We start from the raw sequence: 18,641 nt of genomic DNA, 5'->3' as shown, positions 1-18,641 counted from the left end.
CGCATGAACAGCCTTTTCGGGAACTTCGGACTCTACTTGGCATGGTTTCCCGACCGTCGTGCTCCGCGCCGGGTTGAATGCGCTCAAAAGGGAAAACCTGCGCGAGAGCGACGAGCGCGATGCAGTGGTTGCTGCTATCAGCGACGCGACTTGCGCATAACTCTAGACGATCTTGCTCACATAGCGCGAGTACACCCACCCGTGGACTGCGGGTGACTCGTCATCGGCAGTCCACGCGACGGAAGACCACGCTTTCTGCCTCTCGAGCAGCATAACCACCTGCCCGAGCGCGAGATTCCCGACAGCCGGAGACTTGCTCGACGGGTGGGTGTGTACTTCCAGTTCTTCTTTCAAGACGAACCGGAACGACTGAAGTTGTTCCCGATCTGCGGCATAGATCACGGCTTTCTTGCGGACGTTCTGTTTGACCTCGCGCGGCGAGGCGGTGCGGGAGTGTTCCTCAAGCGCCCGTTTTATATAGAAATCGGCGACGGGATTCAGGATCATGTAAATCGCGCTGATTAGAACTGGGACGATAAAGAGCACCACAAAGGCCTTAAGGCGTGAGTCCTTCATCGACTGGATTTCGTCAACAATCGTCTTCACGAACGGCGCCATCCTGGCTTCTGCCTGCTGTGCGGCGCGATCGATGGCCCTGTCAACGATTGCTTGCACATCAGCGATGTCCCCAGCTGTCATCGATACGGGTGCCGGGGGATTCGTCGCAATCAGACGGGTCGCCGATTCGACGAGCCCATTCGACCTCATCGCCTCGACCACTTCACTGAGTTCCGTGATGGGATTGGCGGCCTTCCATGTCCTCAGTAAGTCGGTGAACTTGTCAGTCTGCAAATCTTGCAGCCACTTGTTCACGTGCATATCGGCATAAGCGGATTCGAACGCCTTCGCCGAAGCCACGAACGAAGGTTCCAATCTGAACGCGTCGATTGCGCTAAGCTGCCGCGCCCAAGCAGGATTGAGAGCAGCCTCAATCGCCTTATGGTGCTTAGCCCATCCAGTGACCAAAGTGTCCTGAATCGCTCTGATCTGCTGTTCCCGCCCGGTATCGAAGGAAGCCTGAAGCGTCCTGATTTGCTGTCCCAATCCGTTGTCGAAGGAAGCTTGGAGCGCTCTGATCTGCTGTCCCAATCCGTTGTCGAAGGAAGCCTGGAGCGCTCTGATCTGCTGTCCCAACCCGTTGTCGAAGGAAGCCTGGAGCGACTTGATCTGCTGTAGTAAGCCGGTGTCGGCTTTCAGCGCCTCCATCGCCTTGAAGGAAGATGTCATCGAGGGTTCGAGCTTAAGGGCGTCGATCACTTTAAGTTGCTGGGCCCAGCTCGCGGTCTGCATTGCATCAATTCCTTTGACGGACTGCATTATCGAAGGATCCAGTCCGAGCCGCTCCATCTCCGGCATCGGCCCCGCGCCCGGTCCCTTCGCTTTATCTAACGGTCCCTTTTCCATTTCGAGTCGTCCCCGGATCACTCTACAGAATCGCTTAAGGCCTAGTCTCCGGCGCATGTCGATTTTATCGGATTAGCCGAGATACGGGCGTCGTTCCTTCTCTACCTAGCGCGTCGTGATGCCATATGCCTGCATCACGCGTACGGCGCGCGCGGCACCTACAGCCGGTCCTGTGGATATAAGGAACAATCCCTCGTTGTTACCTCGTGTCTCGGGAGGAGAGCCGCCATTCGAACTGCAGGTTTCAAAGTGACTGAGCGACTCTTAATGGCCGGACGTCGCCCGACGCGGCCGGCGACGTCCGACCCCGAAGCAGCCCGTGTGTGTTGTCGATTTTCAAATCGGCTTTGCGATTGAAGCGAAGTGGGCGGGCGGTTATGCTTCGGCGTGGATCGAATGCGGGCTTAGGTGGTCGCAACGCAATTAATGCAAGACGTCTTTCTAACATTGCAGGGTTTGCAGTGTAGATTTAATTGGCAAGATGATGGCTACCAAACAACAGATTTACAGTCTGGAGAGAATTCGTGATCTACCAATGTACTTCGTGCAGACGCAAATCATTCGAAACTAAGTGTCCATGGTGTACGAATGCTCCGGTCCAAGCATCGGGCCAGCCCGCGCCTGCGGCGCTCCAGGTCCCGCTTGACCCTTCCTTCTACCCGGAATTCCAGTATCAGACGAAGGGGTTTCTGAAAGATCTGCTCGGCAAGAAAAAGGAGCAGGCGCAGCTTAACGACCTTCTTCGCGCGGTGCTCAGAAAATATTCCGAGCTCAAAAAGCCTTACTTTGCCAACTTCTTTCACACAGTTCGAAACGTGGGCGTCGAGCCCAGTGACGCCGAGACGCCTAGCGCACGAGAAAATGGAACATATTCTAACCGGGAACTTTTTCGCGAAGTTCTGATCCGCAAGGGCTTTACCGAACTGGAAGAGCTCCCGCATCTGTTGGACAAACTTTTGCTGACGACCGGGTTCAACTCGGCATACCTTGGTTTCTCCACCGAGATATCGAGACACATCAAGGGTTCACTGCGTGAGATTCTCCGGTCTAGGATAGCGGAAGCAGGGGTGAGCTATCGCGATGATCTCAGCCTGTTGTTCTATTTCCTCTGGGATAACAACATCCGGCACCCGGAGATACAGTACGCGGATCAGGCGTCCTCGGCATTCGGCACGCCGCTCTTGCCCTGGCAGACCGTGAAAACCTGGCTTGACGTCTGCGAACAGATCAACTTCGACATCCTTGTCAAGAGGCTGGCAACGAAACTGGAGTTCTTCGATCCCAATCAGTTCGTCACGATGTACCACGTGGACGCCATGAATGGATACGAATTTGAGAAATTTCTCGCCCAGATCTTCCAGACAGCGGGCTACGATGTCGAGGCAACCAAATTAAGCGGTGACCAAGGCGCAGACCTGTTCGTAAGCAAGTTCGGCAAAAAGATGGTGATTCAGGCGAAAAATTATTCAGGAAACGTTGGTAACTCGGCGGTCCAGGAAGCCATCTCTGCGAAGAGCTTTTATGGTTGCGATGACGCCATGGTCGTCACAAACTCATATTTCACACGATCAGCCACCGAACTCGCCAACGCTGCATCAGTGCGGCTGATAGGGCGCCGTGAGTTGCAAGCCTACCTTGACGACCACAACCAACGGATCATCGAGCAGTTCCGTCTGGACGGTAATGATACGGAGGAATCTACATCCCAAGCCTTCACGGGGGCGTGACCAGGCTACTTCGCAACTGTTTGAGCGGTCAACCCTAGACCTCTCCTCGCAAAGCCGACGTGCGAAGTCAGCTTTCTACAAGCATTGGCCGCTTTCGGGGGGGCAAAGCGGTCGGCTAGATGCCGCTATCACAGCGAGGGTGAACGGCGGCAATTGGCCGACCGTACGCATTCACGAAAGCCGTCCGAAAGCTCGTCGAAGATTTCAACGGCAGCTCTACAACACCTTCATTGAACTGGTGCTCTCGACCATAACCGGCCGCTCGGTGATCGCGGAACGGCGAAGTCGAGTTCGGACGTCTTGGACCGCTTGTGGGCTGCGATGCGAGCACACGCAACACGCATCGCTTCCTGTGCATTGGAGCCTCGGCGACTGATAGCTATCACTATCCAATGGCATTCTTATCAAAGATAGATCGAGGTTCCGACCGGAAAATCGCCGCGCGTCATAGATGCTGCCCAGCCGATCGTATTAGCGCAAGCTTTTCAGCAGTCGTGCACAAAACACCGTCGACCTGATCCGAGCAATCGCCAATGCGGATCAGATGCTGCATTGCCTTTTGAACGGTTTGCGGTCTGAGTTGCAACTGCGCAGCCACTGTTTGGTGTACTCCTTTTGGCCAAGGTTGCTTCGGAAGCGCTTGGCGTACTCGATCGACGATCTCTGGTGTAATGGGCTGGAGTGCTTTGGGCTGTCGAAGCACGACACGAAGGTCTTTGCCAGCGTCAGCCCGCGATACTCGAATTACTTCTTGGCATTGGGGGCATGCGGTATTCGAGGACGCCGACGGCCATTCATCCAGATCAACGGTGAAAGGGAAGTTGCACTCTGGACAATGTATGGGTTCAGGAATCTCTTGCCGCTGGCGTAGGATAATGCCCTTATCTTCACGGTACTCAGCGATAAGGTTCGACTCACAGTGCTTGCACTGAACGGCTTTAATTTCTCCGTCTCGCTCACGAAGCCGGAAGCTCACATCTACGTTGCAGACAGGACAAGGTGCGACCACTTCTCGGTAGGGTAGACGGACTTTTTTGGGGCGGAACGAGATTCCGTTGATGTCTGCGGCAAGAGCCCTGACTTCGCGCTTAAGCGCCTTTATCTCAAGGTCCTCTGTTACGGGAACATTTTCGGCTGACGCGCGCTCAAGGGTTGCGAGCCGATCTGTAAGTTCGCCGAGGGCCTCGGCTCGCACTTCTTCCGTTTGTCTTTGCTCGTCCAACTCCGCGCCAATTACTCCTTGCCAATCGCTTAAGCTTGTGTCGTTGATAGATCGAAGGGAGCCCAGAATATGGATGGCGCTTTCAATCCGTTCCTCTTTTGCAAACAGCTCCTCCTCGGCGCTTTGATATTCAGTGTACTGCAGTTCTTCCTGCAAGTAAGTCGAAAGCCTGCTTAGTTCCTTTGATAGATTTGTGACTTTTTCTGCAGCCTTGAGCGCGTATGTTCTAAGATTCCTCTGCTCGAACTCGCGAACCTCAGTCACTGCCTGCGCCTTGTCCATTGAAGCATAGTAGTGAGAGATGCCCCAGCCGATACCGACCGCAAGTAGGGTAAGAAGCGTCCCCAGCAGAGTGCTTTCCTTGCTTGTCAGAGTTTCAACGCTAATAACAATGAGGATTGCGACGATGAAGCCGATCCCTGCGATGAGCGCCCAGATCAAGGCTCTGGGTGCTTCTTTTTTGAATTGCGGGGTTTGTGGATTGGATTTCGTCATCTTAGATGTCTGCAAAAGCAATTCTATTTTTTGATGTCGGGTCGCCCCCTTTCCGGGGCTTACTTTCTATGAAAGTCGAGTGAAATCCGAAGTCTCAGCGTACTAGGCTTGGGTCTTCTTTCCCGCAGCAAGTACTTTATCCAGTGTGATCGAGTCTCCGAATATGTCAAGCGGCGTTCCTGAACCCCAACGCGCGATCCTCGCGTGTATTTCGCGCGCGTCCCCCACTCGCGGATCAATCATTTGACGGTAGCTATCGAAAGAGGTAACCGTTCGCGCAAGCAGCGTATATGCGGTGTCCGTGATCCTACCCGGCTTAAGAATTCGCTGCATTAAATCGATAGTCGCTTTGTAAGCCACAAAAATCGAAGTTGATGAATTTATTTTTGATTCAAAGACTTATCATTCGAACGAGTGTGAGAGGGGCCTCCGTTGCTAAACTCGCCAGCTTTTCCGGTTTTTTCGGAATGCCGCGTCCCCGACATAATAAAACCACCAGGAGTCTGAACATGGAGCACGAGGGTACCACATGCCCAGACCGTCAGTTTCGATCGGTTGGCTACAAACGGCCGGATCACGGCGATCAGCCGCCTTTCCAGAGAGAGGTCATGAACGTCCGCAATGGCCGACTTTGAGACGCTCATGCGCTTTCGCCGAACGTTGGCAACGTGATCCAACCCTTATGCAGGCAGCGTGCAGGCCGACACCGCAGCGCGTGACCGAAGGGCCCGGGAGCGAGCACGGCGCCTCACTACCCTGCCAGCTAATACGGCTCTTGCGATAAATCGCCTTATCGCAAGTACCTTCCGCGCGACCTAAACTGTTTCCATGAAAACCGCCCCTGTCCCCCGCGCGCGGCCGGGATGCCGGCCTTCGCGTGAAACGCCCGCCGCGCTGACCGACCCACCCGACCTGCCCGGCCTGGCCGCGCTCGCCGCGCTGCGCGCGTGGTACGAGGGGCTCACCGCGCGTGAGGCGGTCACGCACTACCTCGCTCACGTGCGGGTCGACGGCCAGTCCTCGCGCGGCCTGATCGCCCGCCTCCGCCGCCAGCTCATCGCCTGCGCCCGCGTGCGCCAGCGCGACGATCTCATTCCACTCTTCACGCAGCCGGCTGCCGGGCGCACGCAGTGCGCCGCGCGGGTCGTGGCTGCGCTCGACGCGCTGCGCGCCACCGCCGTCGCCGCGCCGCAGCCGGCGGATGCTGTTGCCCGCTGGCTCGCCCCGCGCACGGCGCGGGCACTCGACGCCGCCGGAATCGGCACGCTCGCGGAACTGCTGCTCTTCGTGCCACGCCTGCGCCGCTGGTGGAAACGGATGCCGGGGCTTGGGACAACCGGTGCCCAGGCGGTCACGGCGTGGCTTGACGCACACCCGGAACTCACGCGGCGCGCCGCGCAGGTCATGACAGCCAGTCCGGGCACGGGGCAGTTAGTCCCGGTCTGGTCCCTCGCGTCACTGCCCGCGGCGCTCGACGGTTCGCAGGGTCGCTATCGCGCCCCGCGCGAGACGTGCGGCCTCGCGGCCACGAACGATGCCGAAGCGATTGCGGCGTGGCTCGCGCTGCACGAATCGGCGCATACGGCACGCGCCTACCGGCGCGAGGCCGAGCGCTTGCTGCTGTGGGCCGTCGTCGAGCGCCGCCTGCCACTCTCGTCGCTGACCACCGAGGACGCGACCGCCTACCGTGCCTTCCTGCGGCGTCCGGCGGGCGCTGCGCGCTGGGTCGGTCCACCCTGCCCGCGCACCTCGCCCGCGTGGCGCCCGTTCGTGCGGGGACTGTCTCCGCGCTCCGTCGCCTACGCGCTGGCCGTCCTGCGCGCGCTCTTTGCGTGGCTGGTCGACCAGCACTACGTCGTCGTCAATCCGTTTGCGGGAGTGACGGTGCGCGGTGGCCGCCCGCGTACCCCGTTCGACGCGGCGCATGCGCTCGATGGCCGCGAGTGGAAGACCGTGCGGGCGTTTGCGGACCGGCTAGAACGTCGGGGCTGGACGGCGCTGGCTGCGCAGCGCCTGCGCTTCGTGCTCGATTTCGGCTATGCCACGGGGCCACGCGCACACGAATTCGTCGCGGCGACGCTCGGTGACATCGAGTTGGAGGGGCGCGGCACGTGGTGGCTTGCGGTAACCGGCAAGGGCGCGAAACCGGGACGCGTGGCGCTGCCGCCGCTCGCGCGTGACGCGCTGCGGCACTACCTGAAGTCACGACACCTGCCGGTGACGCGGGCCCGGTGGGCACCATCCACGCCACTGGTGGCGACGCTCGTTACCAATCAGGAAACAGGCCGGCGTGGTACGCGCGACACGCCGAGCAGGACCGGCATCTGTCCGGCGCGGCTACGCCAGGTGATGGGTGAGTTTTTCCAGGAGGCGGCGGACCATGTGGAGACACGCAATCCGTCGCTCGCCGCAAAGCTTCGTAATGCGAGCCCGCACTGGCTGCGGCACTATGTTCCCTGCCGGACTATGTCTTGTAAGCCCGGGATGCTGCTCTTTTCGAGGGCAATGGGCGAAGCCAGATAGAGATAGTCTGGGGCTCCTTTCCACTGCACCCCAACATCGGGGAAGGAGCTCAACGTGAAGTACGTCATCCATGATCAGGCGGTCCTTTCACGACCACCTGAGGGGCCACTTGCGACGCTTCTCGCCTCGTTTGCAAGAGCGCTGAGTGAACAGGGATACAGTGCGTATTCCCTGCATCGGCAAGTGCGCATTGCAGCAGACTTTAGCAGATGGCTTGAACACACAGATATCGGAATACGCCGCATCTGCGCTGACCATGCCAGACGGTATTTGCGACATCGCGCACGAATCGTTCGACTGTGCCGCGGAGATCGCGCCGCGCTTGGACACCTCATGGAGTTCCTACGCAGTAGGCAAGCAATTCCCGCTGAGAAGGCACCGGTTTCCCAGCCGTCGCCTATTGAGCGCTGTATCAATACCTACGTAGCGTACTTACGCGAAGCACGCGCCCTGACCGAGGCGACGATTCGCAACTACGTGCCCTTTGTCCGCGGTTTCCTCGAGGACTGCTTCGGCAATCATCGGGTCAAGCTTTCCCGCTTGCGCGCGAGCGATATCGTGAGATTCGTGCGACGTCAGGCGCCACGTTTACACCCGAAGCGTGCGAAGGTCTTGACCGCTGCGCTGCGATCCTTTCTACGCTATGCGAGCTATCGGGGCGACGTGGCGCTCGATCTCGCCGCAGCCGTGCCCGTTGTCGCAAACTGGTCGATGCCTGCGATTCCTCGCGCGATTGCGCCGGATCAAACCCGACGATTGCTTGCAAGCATCGATCGACGAAGCGCCGTTGGCCGTCGCGACTATGCCATTGTGCTCCTGCTTGCCAGACTTGGATTGCGATCGGGAGAAGTAGCTTTCCTTGAACTCAGTGACATCGACTGGGCCGAGGGACGCCTGACCGTTCGCAACAACAATGGGTTGCGCAACGAGTTGCCCTTACCCGCCGACGTCGGCAGGGCAATCGCTGCATATCTGAGCCACGACCGACCGCCTGGCCCATGTCGGCGGGTATTCTTGCGCTCAAGAGCTCCATTCACCGGATTTCGCAGCGCGTGCGCGGTCGGCTCCGTTGTGAGTCATTCGCTCCAGCGTGCCGGCATCGTTGCACCGACTATGGGAGCACACCAGTTTCGCCATGGATTGGCCACTGAGATGCTGTGCCATGGTGCGTCGCTTGGCGAGATCGGCGAACTCCTTGGACACCGGCATGCGCAGACCACGAGGATCTACACGAAGGTCGATATTAAGGCGCTGCGTGCGCTGGCCGTTCCATGGCCGGGAGGTCAGCGATGAACACGCTTCGGCAAGCCATTCAGGAGTACGTTGTCGTGAGACGTGCCCTGGGATTCAAGCTGTATGAGGCAGACAAGGGATTGCGCGACTTTGTCTCGTTCATGGAGAAACGCCACGCCTCTTATATCACGCAATCGCTCGCTCTCGAGTGGGCCCAGCAACCATCACATTACCAACCTGCAAGCTGGGCACAGAGGCTAAGCTTCGTTCGTATGTTCGCGCGTTATCGCAGAGCGACCGATCCACGCACTCAGATCCCAGCACAGGGCCTGCTTCCATTTCGTCCGAGGCACGCACGACCATATCTCTATTCGGACGGCGAGATTCGGGCGCTGTTGGGCGCAGCACTGCAAATGCCATGTAGGTTTCAACGCGATAAACTGCAGCCATGGACTTATCACTGCCTGTTTGGACTCCTCAGCGTGACGGGAATGCGTCTGGGCGAAGTCAGAAACCTTGAGCTTGAAGACGTCGATCTGACGACAGGAGTGTTGACGATCCGCGGCACCAAGTTCGGCAAGTCGAGACTTGTGCCTTTACATGCCTCGACCTGCAAGGTACTGGCCGCCTACATTGCACGACGGGGATGTCATTGGACAGGGCGAACCGTGTCACCCTATGTGTTCGCTTCCAACAGGGGGAACCGGCTGGCCAGCAGCGAGATTCATCGCACCTTTTATCGACTCTCCCGTCAGATTGGACTGCGCGGCGAATCCGAAAGCCACGGGCCACGCCTGCACGACATGAGGCACGTCTTTGCGACGAGAACACTTTTACATTGGTACCGCTCTGGACAGGACCCCGAGCGCCGTCTGCCCATCCTCTCAGCCTACCTCGGTCATGTCCATGTGGCCGATACGCAGTGGTACCTCAGCGCATCGCCGGAACTCATGCGCGAGTCGATGCGCCGACTCGAGGGGCAGTGGGAGAACCGCTCATGAACACATCAGCCAGCTTTGCTCCGCTTCTGGAGCGTTTCTTTATGCAGCGCCTGATGCAGCAGCGGCAGGCCAGTCCTCACACGATCATCTCGTATCGCGACACCTTTCGTCAGTTTCTGAGGTTCGCCCAGCAACACCTGCATAAGCCGCCGTCAAGTATGGACCTCAAGGAGATTGACGCTCCTTTGGTCGTCGCATTTCTGGACGACCTGGAGAAGCATCATGGCGTAAGCGTTCGCAGCCGCAATCTTCGTCTCACTGCAATTCATTCGTTCTTCCGGTTCGCGGCACTCGAAGCCCCGGAGCATTCCGCGCAGATCCAGCGCGTGCTTGCCATTCCCAGCAAGCGCTTCACCCGCACGCTTGTCAACTTCCTGACCCGTCCGGAGGTTGACGCACTGCTTGCCGCACCTGATCAACGTACCTGGTCCGGTCGACGTGATCACGCCTTCCTGCTAGTGGCTGCGCAGACCGGCCTGCGTTTATCCGAGATGACTGGTCTCAAACGGGAGGACCTCGTTCTCGGTGCCGGCGCTCACGTGCGCGTGATCGGCAAGGGACGCAAGGAGCGCTGCACGCCGGTCACAAGGTCTACGCGTGCCGTACTGGAATCCTGGTTGCGTGAGCCGCAGCGCGGTGATGGTGATGTGCTGTTTCCGAGCGCTAGCGGAGGGCGTCTCAGTGTCCACGGCGTTCAGTATTTGCTAAACAAACATCGCGAAGCGGCGTCAAGAATGTGTCCCTCCTTGAACAAGAAGCGGATCACTGTCCACTGCTTGAGGCATACGGTAGCTATGGACCTTCTTCAATCGGGCGTCCCCCGTTCAGTGATTGCGTTGTGGCTCGGACACGAATCGGTAGAAACGACGCAGATCTATCTCGAGGCGACGCTTGCAATGAAGGAGCAGGCCCTTGCGAAGATGTCGCCTTTACGCGGCAAGGCGGGACGCTTCCGCCCTCCAGACCAGCTGCTCGCCTTCCTGAACAGCCTGTAGGGTCACGAAACTATGTCGGGTGACCGGAGCGGTGCTTCTGTTCTGAGGCGCGCAACCGTTGGGCCAATATGAACTCTCATCCATATCGCCCGACATAGTCCGGCAGGGAAGATAGTGCCGCCTATCTCTTTGAAGAGATAGGAGACACACACACGCGACACACGCGCTGGGCGCCGGGGTCGAACTCGTGGCGGTGCGAGACAACCTCCGCCATGCCTCCGTTGCGACGACGTCGACCTACCTACACGGGGAAGATCTGAAACGGTCTCGTCAGGTCAATGCGGCGTTCCGGCGAGCTTCACGGCCCAGGTCGCACCCCTAGACCCATTCCGCCTAAGCTTGCCAAGCGTTCCAATACTCCCTCACCGCCGTGAGGTACGCTTCAAAGTTTGCCGTCGCCCAGCAGACGCTTGTGTTGTCGCGCACGAGCCAGTGCAGGTCGCTCGCACATGCAAGATTCGTCTTGTCGGTGTTTGAGATCCAGTTGAAAGCATTCACGAACGTATCTTCATAGCTCTGGACGAACTTGTCGTTGGGAACGTTCCACAGCATCCCCTCAAGAAAGTAGGAAGGCGCCACACCATCCGCGATGTAACCGTCGTCGATCATACGGTTCCGCATGTTCTTATAAACGCGGACGATGCGTTTGAACTGCGAGTTTGTGCTCTGGTGCTTGGTCGTACAGTTCGCTGCGTGCTGCTTCGGGAAGTTTATGATTTGGGTGCCGTCGCTTGTCCAAAAAGTAATGCCCTCGTCGTACTGACCGTCCAAACCGTTGCTCGTCGCGCGGTAGCGTCGATGTTGCGCACAAACAAGTACGTCCGCGTCACGACGGGTGCCCTTTCCCTTGATAACGATAGCCTTCTTTCCCGGCGTCACATCGGTGCCAAACTTCTTCTGAAGCCACGCAAGGACATCCCTTTTGAAGTCCGGATACGCGTAACCCGCCAGACTGAACGCTTTGTCGTAGTTTGCCTTCGCCCCCGCGTCTAGCTTGACGGTGTCCGCATAATAAGTCTGGTTTAGGCGGATTACGATATCGACGTCACTATCGCGGAACACGTTTGTTTCGTTTCCATACGACCCTTGAAGGAAGATCGAGAAGTCCTTCGCGTAGTATGGCGAGTTGCCGTCATTTAACACGTTCCGCATCGTATCGTACGTCTGGGCAGACTGCACCACCGATCCTATGTGGGACCATGTTTCGATCTGAGATTCCGGAATTGCCATTTGCTGCGCCCCCGTCAAAGAAGAAAAGCCTGAAGCGTTTGCTCGTGTTCAGCAAACGACTGGACTCCTCGCTGCATCAGCACGTTAAGCTTTTTTAAGTCGTGCTCGAACAGGTCGGCCGCCATCGCTGGCTCAGAGAACGACTGGCTGATGCGGATCGTCTGAATGTGCTTGTAAAGAATCACCCGGAGTTGGTCCATCGACTGCGTGTTGATTTCCAACGTCTTTTGCAGGAGTTGGACGCCCGGGGTCTTCTGCTTCCAATAGTCGAGTGTCCACCAGTTCACAGGCGGGGGCGGATAGTTGCCGCAGCCAAGGCTCACCACCCGGATGTTGTCGGGAACAATGCCCAATGCGACTGTCGCATCAGCGATGGCGTACAGCGTCGGATTGTTTGCACAGAAGCCTCCATCAATCAACTCAATGCTGTCGCCGTCCGACGTGACTACGGTCTTCCGGTTGAAATATGGATATGCTGAGCAGGAGGCCTGAACCGCATCACCGAGTTTCACGCCGAATCCAGGCACGAATGAACCCTTCATCCCGTGCGCCTGCCCGATATGTGCCTTGAAAATCATCGGCTTCTCGAGCATCCACTTCGTGGCGACGATGCCGACACTCGTCTTGAGGTCCGTGAACATCGCGTCGCCAAAGATGGTCTCAGAAAGGTTGGCCAGTGCCCCCGATCTGCCATTTGCATCCTTGTTCTTCATGACAGTAGGGACGTGCTCCTGGTACAGCGCGATAATCTCAGGAACGCTCTTTCCCAAGGCGAGCATTGCAGTGATGATTGACCCGGTACTCGTCCCGAAAATCAGATCGAACCGCTCGTGAATGGCGCACTTAATCATTGCTTCGATTTCACGCAATATTCCAAGGGTGTAAAAACCCTTGGCCCCGCCGCCGTCAAGACAGAGTACGCGAAAGGGTTTCCCAGACATAAGCATCCTCTCCAAAGTTAATCACCTCAGGTGTCACATCTGCCCTCCTGGCCGCTAACAGCTTCCCCAGCACCCGCGAGCCTTGCAATTCTGTGGCGGCTCTGCGGATGTAAGGCGACGCGCGCAATACAACAGTGCCATACCGACAACAGGACAAATGGCGGCGGAGCCGGCGCTCGCTTGGCGGTATGCGTGTCTCATTTCACGTACCAGAGCGGTCCCACCGGCCACTTCTGGGCAGCGTCTTCATAGCGCTTTATCTCACCTGGGCGCGTCGACACACGCCGCATGATCAACGAACCGTGAGTCGGGCTACTGGTCCAATAGCTGCCTTTGAGAACCGTATTTCCAGCGAGCAACTCAAGGTCACCCGCACCATTGACCAACTTGCGTGCACCAGGGTATTCGTTCTTTAGCTCGAAAACGTAAGCGAGTCGCGTCGTCGTTACGCGCATTGCAAATGATTGCCTCCACTCTCGAATCCCCAGTTTGTCTCTGCGTGAAACTTTGAATCGATAGAGTGAGATACGTCTGTCTGATGACAAAGACGATAGGTAACGTGAGCGCAGGAGTGCCGGGCGCTTGACCGTAGTCAGACGACAGGAATCCAACCCATACGCCTTGAAGTAGCGGCCGCCCGCTCCAAGCTGGCAATGGGCCAACGCGCCATGCCCATTTATAAAAGATAAAAAATAGTAAAGATGCCGCTGACAGGCCTGTCGTGAAGCAACGAAATAAACTCGTCGCGCTCAACGGGGTATGAGAGAAGCGAATGTTAAACACCGCGACTGCGCCCGCCACCAACGCCACGGTCCAGGCGAAAGACTTCTTCAACAGATTGAATTGCTGATGGGTGAGCGTGAGATTTTCCATCAACCGCCCCTCCGCATCACACGAACACCGCCGGAAAAGACGACCGGATCGGAGGTTTTGCTCAGCAGCCCAGTACAAGCCACCGTATCCATTCGAGAGCCTGCCATTGCTGCCAATTGGCGAGCGCCCATCGGCGTGCCATGTTGCACCGACGCCTGCAAAATCTCGACAGGTGGAGCAAAGAACTGGGACGCATGCGTCAGTTGAGTCGTTTCGACATCCACGAGGTGAAATCCATCATGCCAAACAGATGCGACTGTAGAGATGGACGCGAGGACTCGGGCAATGTTCTCGAATCCGGCTACTGGTAGAGCCGGATCGAAAAGAGTCTGGTCGCCGAGAGGTACCACTGGCAGACGCAGTGGCCCGCGGTAAAAGAGAATTCCGAGACCACTGAAGTTCTCGGTAGCGATGCTGCTCACGGCGTCCAGGAGGTGGAACGCAAATTCTGTGTGGAATGACATGGGTTAGGGAGAGCTCAATGAAGCAACCAGCCATCGTCGACACCGAACACCATGAGGTCGACGAGGCGCTTGATGACCGTGCTGCGCCAAATCCCCTGCCGGCGCATCTCGAAGTTTCCGCGCACATCCGTTAAACAGATGGGTAACGAGCGCTCATTCTGTCTTCAATATGCGCGAGCAGGAATCTCGGGACTCCGTCAAAAGTATTATCAAATCCTATTCAGCAAGGAAAATCGCACCTCAGGCAGTGGGTCTTTCTCTGCTTCGTTTAACACATCAAGTAGCGGTTTATTTTCGTCGATCTGCGTGACCAGTAACTTAGCCAATCCTGCGCACCCCGCGCGTATAGTGGATGCAGTAACAGCCTCGCGACCATGCGGATCGACGTTGCTGTAGTCCATAGCATGGAACACTTCAGGTACAACTTCCGCTAGTATAAGACGCTGCTCTTCCGTCAATCTCTCTACCTCACAAAGCTCCAACGCGAGCCACAGAAGTTGCTGGAACTCGATCAAACGGCCAGACTCGATTGCACCAATCACCTTCGAAGTAAGAATTCTTAGTTCTTGAGATTCATCCGAGCCCTCCAATTCCAGCCACTTCTTTATCGCGAACAAAGCATACGAAACCCGATCAGACGTCCTATCTCGAAGAGATATAGCTATCATTTTTCCAACTTCATGCTCCATTCCCGCATTGACATTCACAAACTGCACGAAGGCAGGAAGCGCAGTATGCGCGCCAACTACATCCGTATAAAACTCCTGTAAAGCGAGGAACCGTGCAAACGTCTTTGCATCTGTGTCCAACGCAGGCGCAATACTGTATGCGAGTGCTCGTCCAATACTCGACACAATTGCGCGACGCTCCGATCTGACCCATTCCCCGTTACGCTCCTCATCCTCCACCGGCCGCCATGCGACTAGTCGGTCGAACAGTCTTACAGCCTGCTCGGCCGTCGGATACATAGATGCCTCCGGATCCTTCGCTGCATTTGCGAGTCCTTCGTACAGAGCCATTGCAGTATTGAAATCCTGAGATGGTCTGACGTTTTGCGTCGCTTGAGTCGCGTCTAATATTTCCGGACCGTGATCGTAAAGTATTGCGCGTACCGCTGCCTCAACACGATTCTTATCGAGCGAAGGTAGCGCCAAGAAGACGTGAGGATAGAAATTGGTTTTGGGGAAAACACTGATTTCGTTTTCGGCTCCCCAAATGGCCTTAGCCAGCTTCACACGCTCGCTTTCTGTCAGGAAGTTAGTGCGCCCACTGAGGGGCAACAATCTCTCCAAGGCCGCATGGTTGACTCCTCCGTTGATATCACGAACAAGGCCTATCAGCTGATCGATACGCTCGTCGAGCCACAGCGCCACCGGCCGATTACCGGGATTTTTGACTACTATATTCGGCCAATTATATGGATTTGAATCTTCCAATTCGCTCGCCAGTGGAAACAACATCGCAGCTTGCAGCAGTTCTCCTTGTCGCGGCGAGGGAACACTTTTCATCGCGTTATGCAGCAGCGATCTCTGTGAATCAGCGAGCCAAGGATGTTGCATTTCCGGCTGCTTCCCCAACGAAACAGCAAATTCAAACAAATCCTTCGCCCGCTCCACGGAAACCCGTACAGCGAGGCGCGCCAAGATTTCGATAAGAACTCTAAGTCGTCCCGTACGATTGGTCGACTTTTTGCCAATACGCACGCCTGCATGCTGCCAAAATTTGACTGCTTCAAGGACTCGGTCAACCAGTATATGGATCGTTTCGTCGCTGCAGCGTGCGATCTGGATTCGGCCAAATACCTCCTTGATAGCCTTGGAATCCTCGCTACTCGCCGAACGGATCACCAAAGTGCAGTCAGTAATCTCACTGCTGGTTCCACCGTGTCGCAGTAACTCCTCCGCGTGGCCAGAGAGCATCGACACACCAAAGTTTTCGCCCTCCATTCTCAATGGGATACCACAAATTCGGCCTATGCCATCGAACACGAAGAAATGATCTGAACGTGCGTCATCGCCCGAGTCATTTGAGTGGTCTCGGTACCGCCCCTGCTCAAACTGCGGCTCTATCGGGTTGCGACGTTGCAATTCTCTTTCTCGACGATTGTCGACGTCCCTGTCAAGGGCCTCCAACCATGTCCATGGATCACATTTCCATTTTCTGTAGTTCGCGTCGACAAACGCACTCAGCTCTTCGGACTCGTCGTGAATACTTCCACGACTGACCGCGACAAGCAGCCAGTGAGCCCAAAGCAAACGAGACATAATGGGAATAGATTGCCGATCTCGTCGATGATGTTCCCTTAGTATCCCGTAAGCTTCTGCGAGCAATTCGCGGGCATCATTGCCGCGGTCGATCTCCGAGAGCAGTGCCGCTTTACGAAGCATCCAGACGGGGTCTTCCCCCTTAATGCTGTCAGCCAGACCTTCCAAGGTCTCGTAATCCAATCGATCACGAGCCGTGAGCGCTTGGTGATACTTAATCTCGGCCTCGCAATCCCGCACAGAAAACGCCCTGTTTCGCAAAATATCGAGCAATTCGTCTATGCGTCCGTCGACGACCTTCTGCTCGTCCTCACCACTTGGCACGAGCCACCTAGTATTGTTTAGCAAGAGTAGAGCGATTTCTGCTTGCTGTCTTTCGTTCAGTGCGTATGGTCGATCCCGCTTTGCCACGTCAAATAGGGCATCCGAAAGCCAAGGAGCGATGTATTCAAATGAATGACTGAGTCTCCATGCGACTTCGTACAGAAGCTTCTCTCGCGTCTCTCGATCCAGCTCTTCAACAATTGCGGGCGTTGGAAATGGAGTAGATATTTGTCTACTGAGTTGAGATCTAAGCGACGGCGGGCACACGAGCCACCCGGGATATGTCTCCCGATCGTGCTGCATAACGGGCAACTGCGAAGCGAGCAATTTTGCGCCAAATTTTGCATCTCGATAGATTCGACCGTGATCCGCTGGGTCGATTTCCTTTGCAGAAAGCAAAGATGGCACCCAGTCTTGCGGTTTGGGCCGAGACGCCACCTCGCCTTTCATCGTCTCCAAAAACAACTTGATCGCTGCTTCGTGACGGGCGTCTGGCTCAGTGATATGAGCGACCGCGGGGTACAAGTCTACGGGAGCAACGTTTGTTAGCTCAAGCTGCTTGCGGCGCGCTGCAGAGAGATTCAATGCCCCGACTAAGTATATTTTGCGAGCATGGTCGGCGAGATGATCGCGCACCCACCCTGCCCATTGGAGGAAATTCGGATCCTCACCAGAAAATCCCAGCAGACACAACTCATTCTCAATGAATACCTGTCTGGCAAAGTTCACAAACGGAGCATAGCGCTCGGGATAAGTCCGATAATCCTCTTGTGCAGCGATGAAAGCGTCGGTGACTCCAATGGTTCCATGAAGTTTGACGATTCGAGGCGACTGCGCCCAAGCCAGATCGGACGCTTTCGTGACTGTAGTGTAGAAGGGGCTGTGAACGCTTTGAGCCGCCCGTTCAAGCAGGGTATCCCAGTTCGTGGTCAACATCTCTGCCCACGGCAACGAGAGAAGCGAATCATACAGCGGTCCAGTTAGCCAAGCGCTATCATCAATTTCGAAGCGAATTCGATCGTTGAGTGCGCCTTGCCCAAAGTAGGCCCGGTACTCCTCGGCAACACGCAGTGGATCAGCAAAGGTCAAAGCCTTATCGCTTCCGTAGAGCTCGTCCGCCAGCTTTCTCGTGAAATTCGTCCAAAGGGGCACCCTCTGGTTTCCGCTAACGTGGCGTGCAGCACTTCGGCTAAAACCCGCACCAATCATGACAGCAGCGCCATGATGATTCGCATCCATGCGATGTAATGCCGAGGCGAGCTTCTTGATGGCCGGATAATCCTGCAGATCGGTGATATTTTTAGTTGTTTGCATTAAAGCGTTGTCGTTATCTTGAGCTGGATGGCGCACCCGAAGTTGATAGGCTCATGCGTTGCGATTCATATCACCGGACCCTGTAGCTAGAGTACTCATATACGTATGGTGGCAAGTTTGGCAGCTACGTTACCAGAATCGCGATCCCAAAAACGAGCTCGCAACTCGCTGAAAGCTGAGCGCCTTTCAAGTTTCTGACAGCAACCGTGGGGAAATTGGCGACGACAACGCGCTGATATGCAGTAACTCGAGGCGTCGTGGATTCTCGACGCATCATTGACGCCAATCGGCAAAGCGTAAGTCCAGCCCTAGTCTAGTGTGCGCTAGCTGCCCATTGGCTGAGATCGCGCCCTTCGCGCTACCGCGAGCCAGCCATCATTGCGTATCTGCGCAAACTCGGCCTTGCGTCTGAAATTTAACATCGCCATCAGCGATTTGTGCGTACGACGGTGCGCTGCGCCGTTTCAGACCTGAGCGAAAGTTCTCGCCGTAACAGACAACCTAGAGGCTCCCGCGCGCGCGTGGCCATTTCGCGAATTCGATATCCGACCATAGCGAATTACCGCATTCC

At 56.5% G+C, this 18,641-nt stretch carries 12 protein-coding genes and 1 pseudogene; 6 read left to right on the top strand and 7 right to left on the bottom strand.

The features are described 5' to 3' along the window. Positions 1-162: 162 nt before the first annotated feature. Positions 163-1,464, bottom strand: coding sequence for an SH3 domain-containing protein (locus tag B0G77_RS37060; RefSeq protein ID WP_166656336.1), 1,302 nt, complete (start codon positions 1,462-1,464; stop codon positions 163-165). Between the two features lie 524 nt (positions 1,465-1,988). On the opposite strand from B0G77_RS37060, the gene B0G77_RS37055 reads away from it, so the two are divergent. Beyond that, complete coding sequence (locus B0G77_RS37055; RefSeq protein WP_133666698.1) at positions 1,989-3,191, top strand: restriction endonuclease; 1,203 nt, start codon at positions 1,989-1,991, stop codon at positions 3,189-3,191. Between the two features lie 445 nt (positions 3,192-3,636). Here the strand turns inward: B0G77_RS37055 and B0G77_RS37050 are convergent, their stop codons facing one another. Then, positions 3,637-4,908 (bottom strand): hypothetical protein, encoded by a 1,272-nt coding sequence (locus tag B0G77_RS37050; protein ID WP_133666697.1) that lies wholly within the window; start codon positions 4,906-4,908, stop codon positions 3,637-3,639. An 828-nt stretch (positions 4,909-5,736) separates the two neighbouring features. Between B0G77_RS37050 and B0G77_RS37045 the strand changes: the two genes are divergently transcribed. From B0G77_RS37045 to B0G77_RS44920, 5 genes and pseudogenes are all read left to right on the top strand, one after another. Beyond that, complete coding sequence (locus B0G77_RS37045; RefSeq protein ID WP_133666696.1) at positions 5,737-7,431, top strand: phage integrase family protein; 1,695 nt, start codon at positions 5,737-5,739, stop codon at positions 7,429-7,431. A 333-nt stretch (positions 7,432-7,764) separates the two neighbouring features. After that, the gene (locus tag B0G77_RS37040) at positions 7,765-8,724 is read left to right on the top strand and encodes a site-specific integrase (protein WP_208116516.1); all 960 of its coding nucleotides are present in this window, start codon (positions 7,765-7,767) and stop codon (positions 8,722-8,724) included. Next, positions 8,721-9,665, top strand: coding sequence for a tyrosine-type recombinase/integrase (locus tag B0G77_RS37035; protein WP_133665280.1), 945 nt, complete (start codon positions 8,721-8,723; stop codon positions 9,663-9,665). Before B0G77_RS37040 ends, B0G77_RS37035 begins: the two co-directional genes overlap by 4 nt. Continuing rightward, positions 9,662-10,660 (top strand): site-specific integrase, encoded by a 999-nt coding sequence (locus B0G77_RS37030; RefSeq protein ID WP_133665279.1) that lies wholly within the window; start codon positions 9,662-9,664, stop codon positions 10,658-10,660. The genes B0G77_RS37035 and B0G77_RS37030 overlap by 4 nt, the downstream gene beginning before the upstream one ends. 142 nt (positions 10,661-10,802) lie before the next feature. Beyond that, positions 10,803-10,982 (top strand): annotated as a pseudogene (locus B0G77_RS44920) (integrase); the annotation flags it as partial. A gap of 11 nt (positions 10,983-10,993) precedes the next feature. Here the strand turns inward: B0G77_RS44920 and B0G77_RS37015 are convergent. The 5 genes from B0G77_RS37015 to B0G77_RS36995 all read right to left on the bottom strand — a co-directional run bounded on the left by B0G77_RS37015 (position 10,994) and on the right by B0G77_RS36995 (position 18,070). Next, complete coding sequence (locus B0G77_RS37015) at positions 10,994-11,890, bottom strand: nucleotidyltransferase (protein ID WP_133666695.1); 897 nt, start codon at positions 11,888-11,890, stop codon at positions 10,994-10,996. A gap of 14 nt (positions 11,891-11,904) precedes the next feature. After that, entirely contained in the window at positions 11,905-12,831 is a 927-nt protein-coding gene (locus B0G77_RS37010) for a patatin-like phospholipase family protein (protein WP_243751359.1), read from the bottom strand. A 366-nt stretch (positions 12,832-13,197) separates the two neighbouring features. Further along, complete coding sequence (locus B0G77_RS37005; RefSeq protein WP_133666693.1) at positions 13,198-13,704, bottom strand: hypothetical protein; 507 nt, start codon at positions 13,702-13,704, stop codon at positions 13,198-13,200. Next, positions 13,704-13,928: a hypothetical protein gene (locus B0G77_RS43635; protein WP_166656335.1), complete on the bottom strand. Its 225-nt coding sequence runs from the start codon at positions 13,926-13,928 to the stop codon at positions 13,704-13,706. Before B0G77_RS43635 ends, B0G77_RS37005 begins: the two co-directional genes overlap by 1 nt. A 449-nt stretch (positions 13,929-14,377) precedes the next feature. Next, the gene (locus B0G77_RS36995; RefSeq protein WP_133666691.1) at positions 14,378-18,070 is read right to left on the bottom strand and encodes an SIR2 family protein; all 3,693 of its coding nucleotides are present in this window, start codon (positions 18,068-18,070) and stop codon (positions 14,378-14,380) included. Positions 18,071-18,641 lie beyond the last annotated feature (571 nt).

Source organism: Paraburkholderia sp. BL10I2N1, from assembly GCF_004361815.1.
Lineage (GTDB): Bacteria > Pseudomonadota > Gammaproteobacteria > Burkholderiales > Burkholderiaceae > Paraburkholderia.
This window is presented reverse-complemented; position numbering and strand designations above follow the sequence as displayed.

What these genes read in the sequence shown, in the direction of transcription:
- B0G77_RS37050 (WP_133666697.1), bottom strand. Translation starts at nt 4,908, where the DNA reads ATGACGAAATCCAATCCACAAACCCCGCAATTCAAAAAAGAAGCACCC.
- B0G77_RS37035 (WP_133665280.1), top strand. Translation starts at nt 8,721, where the DNA reads ATGAACACGCTTCGGCAAGCCATTCAGGAGTACGTTGTCGTGAGACGT.
- B0G77_RS37060 (WP_166656336.1), bottom strand. Translation starts at nt 1,464, where the DNA reads ATGGAAAAGGGACCGTTAGATAAAGCGAAGGGACCGGGCGCGGGGCCG.
- B0G77_RS37045 (WP_133666696.1), top strand. Translation starts at nt 5,737, where the DNA reads ATGAAAACCGCCCCTGTCCCCCGCGCGCGGCCGGGATGCCGGCCTTCG.
- B0G77_RS36995 (WP_133666691.1), bottom strand. Translation starts at nt 18,070, where the DNA reads ATGCAAACAACTAAAAATATCACCGATCTGCAGGATTATCCGGCCATC.
- B0G77_RS37005 (WP_133666693.1), bottom strand. Translation starts at nt 13,704, where the DNA reads ATGGAAAATCTCACGCTCACCCATCAGCAATTCAATCTGTTGAAGAAG.
- B0G77_RS37015 (WP_133666695.1), bottom strand. Translation starts at nt 11,890, where the DNA reads ATGGCAATTCCGGAATCTCAGATCGAAACATGGTCCCACATAGGATCG.
- B0G77_RS37040 (WP_208116516.1), top strand. Translation starts at nt 7,765, where the DNA reads ATGGAGTTCCTACGCAGTAGGCAAGCAATTCCCGCTGAGAAGGCACCG.
- B0G77_RS37030 (WP_133665279.1), top strand. Translation starts at nt 9,662, where the DNA reads ATGAACACATCAGCCAGCTTTGCTCCGCTTCTGGAGCGTTTCTTTATG.
- B0G77_RS37010 (WP_243751359.1), bottom strand. Translation starts at nt 12,831, where the DNA reads ATGTCTGGGAAACCCTTTCGCGTACTCTGTCTTGACGGCGGCGGGGCC.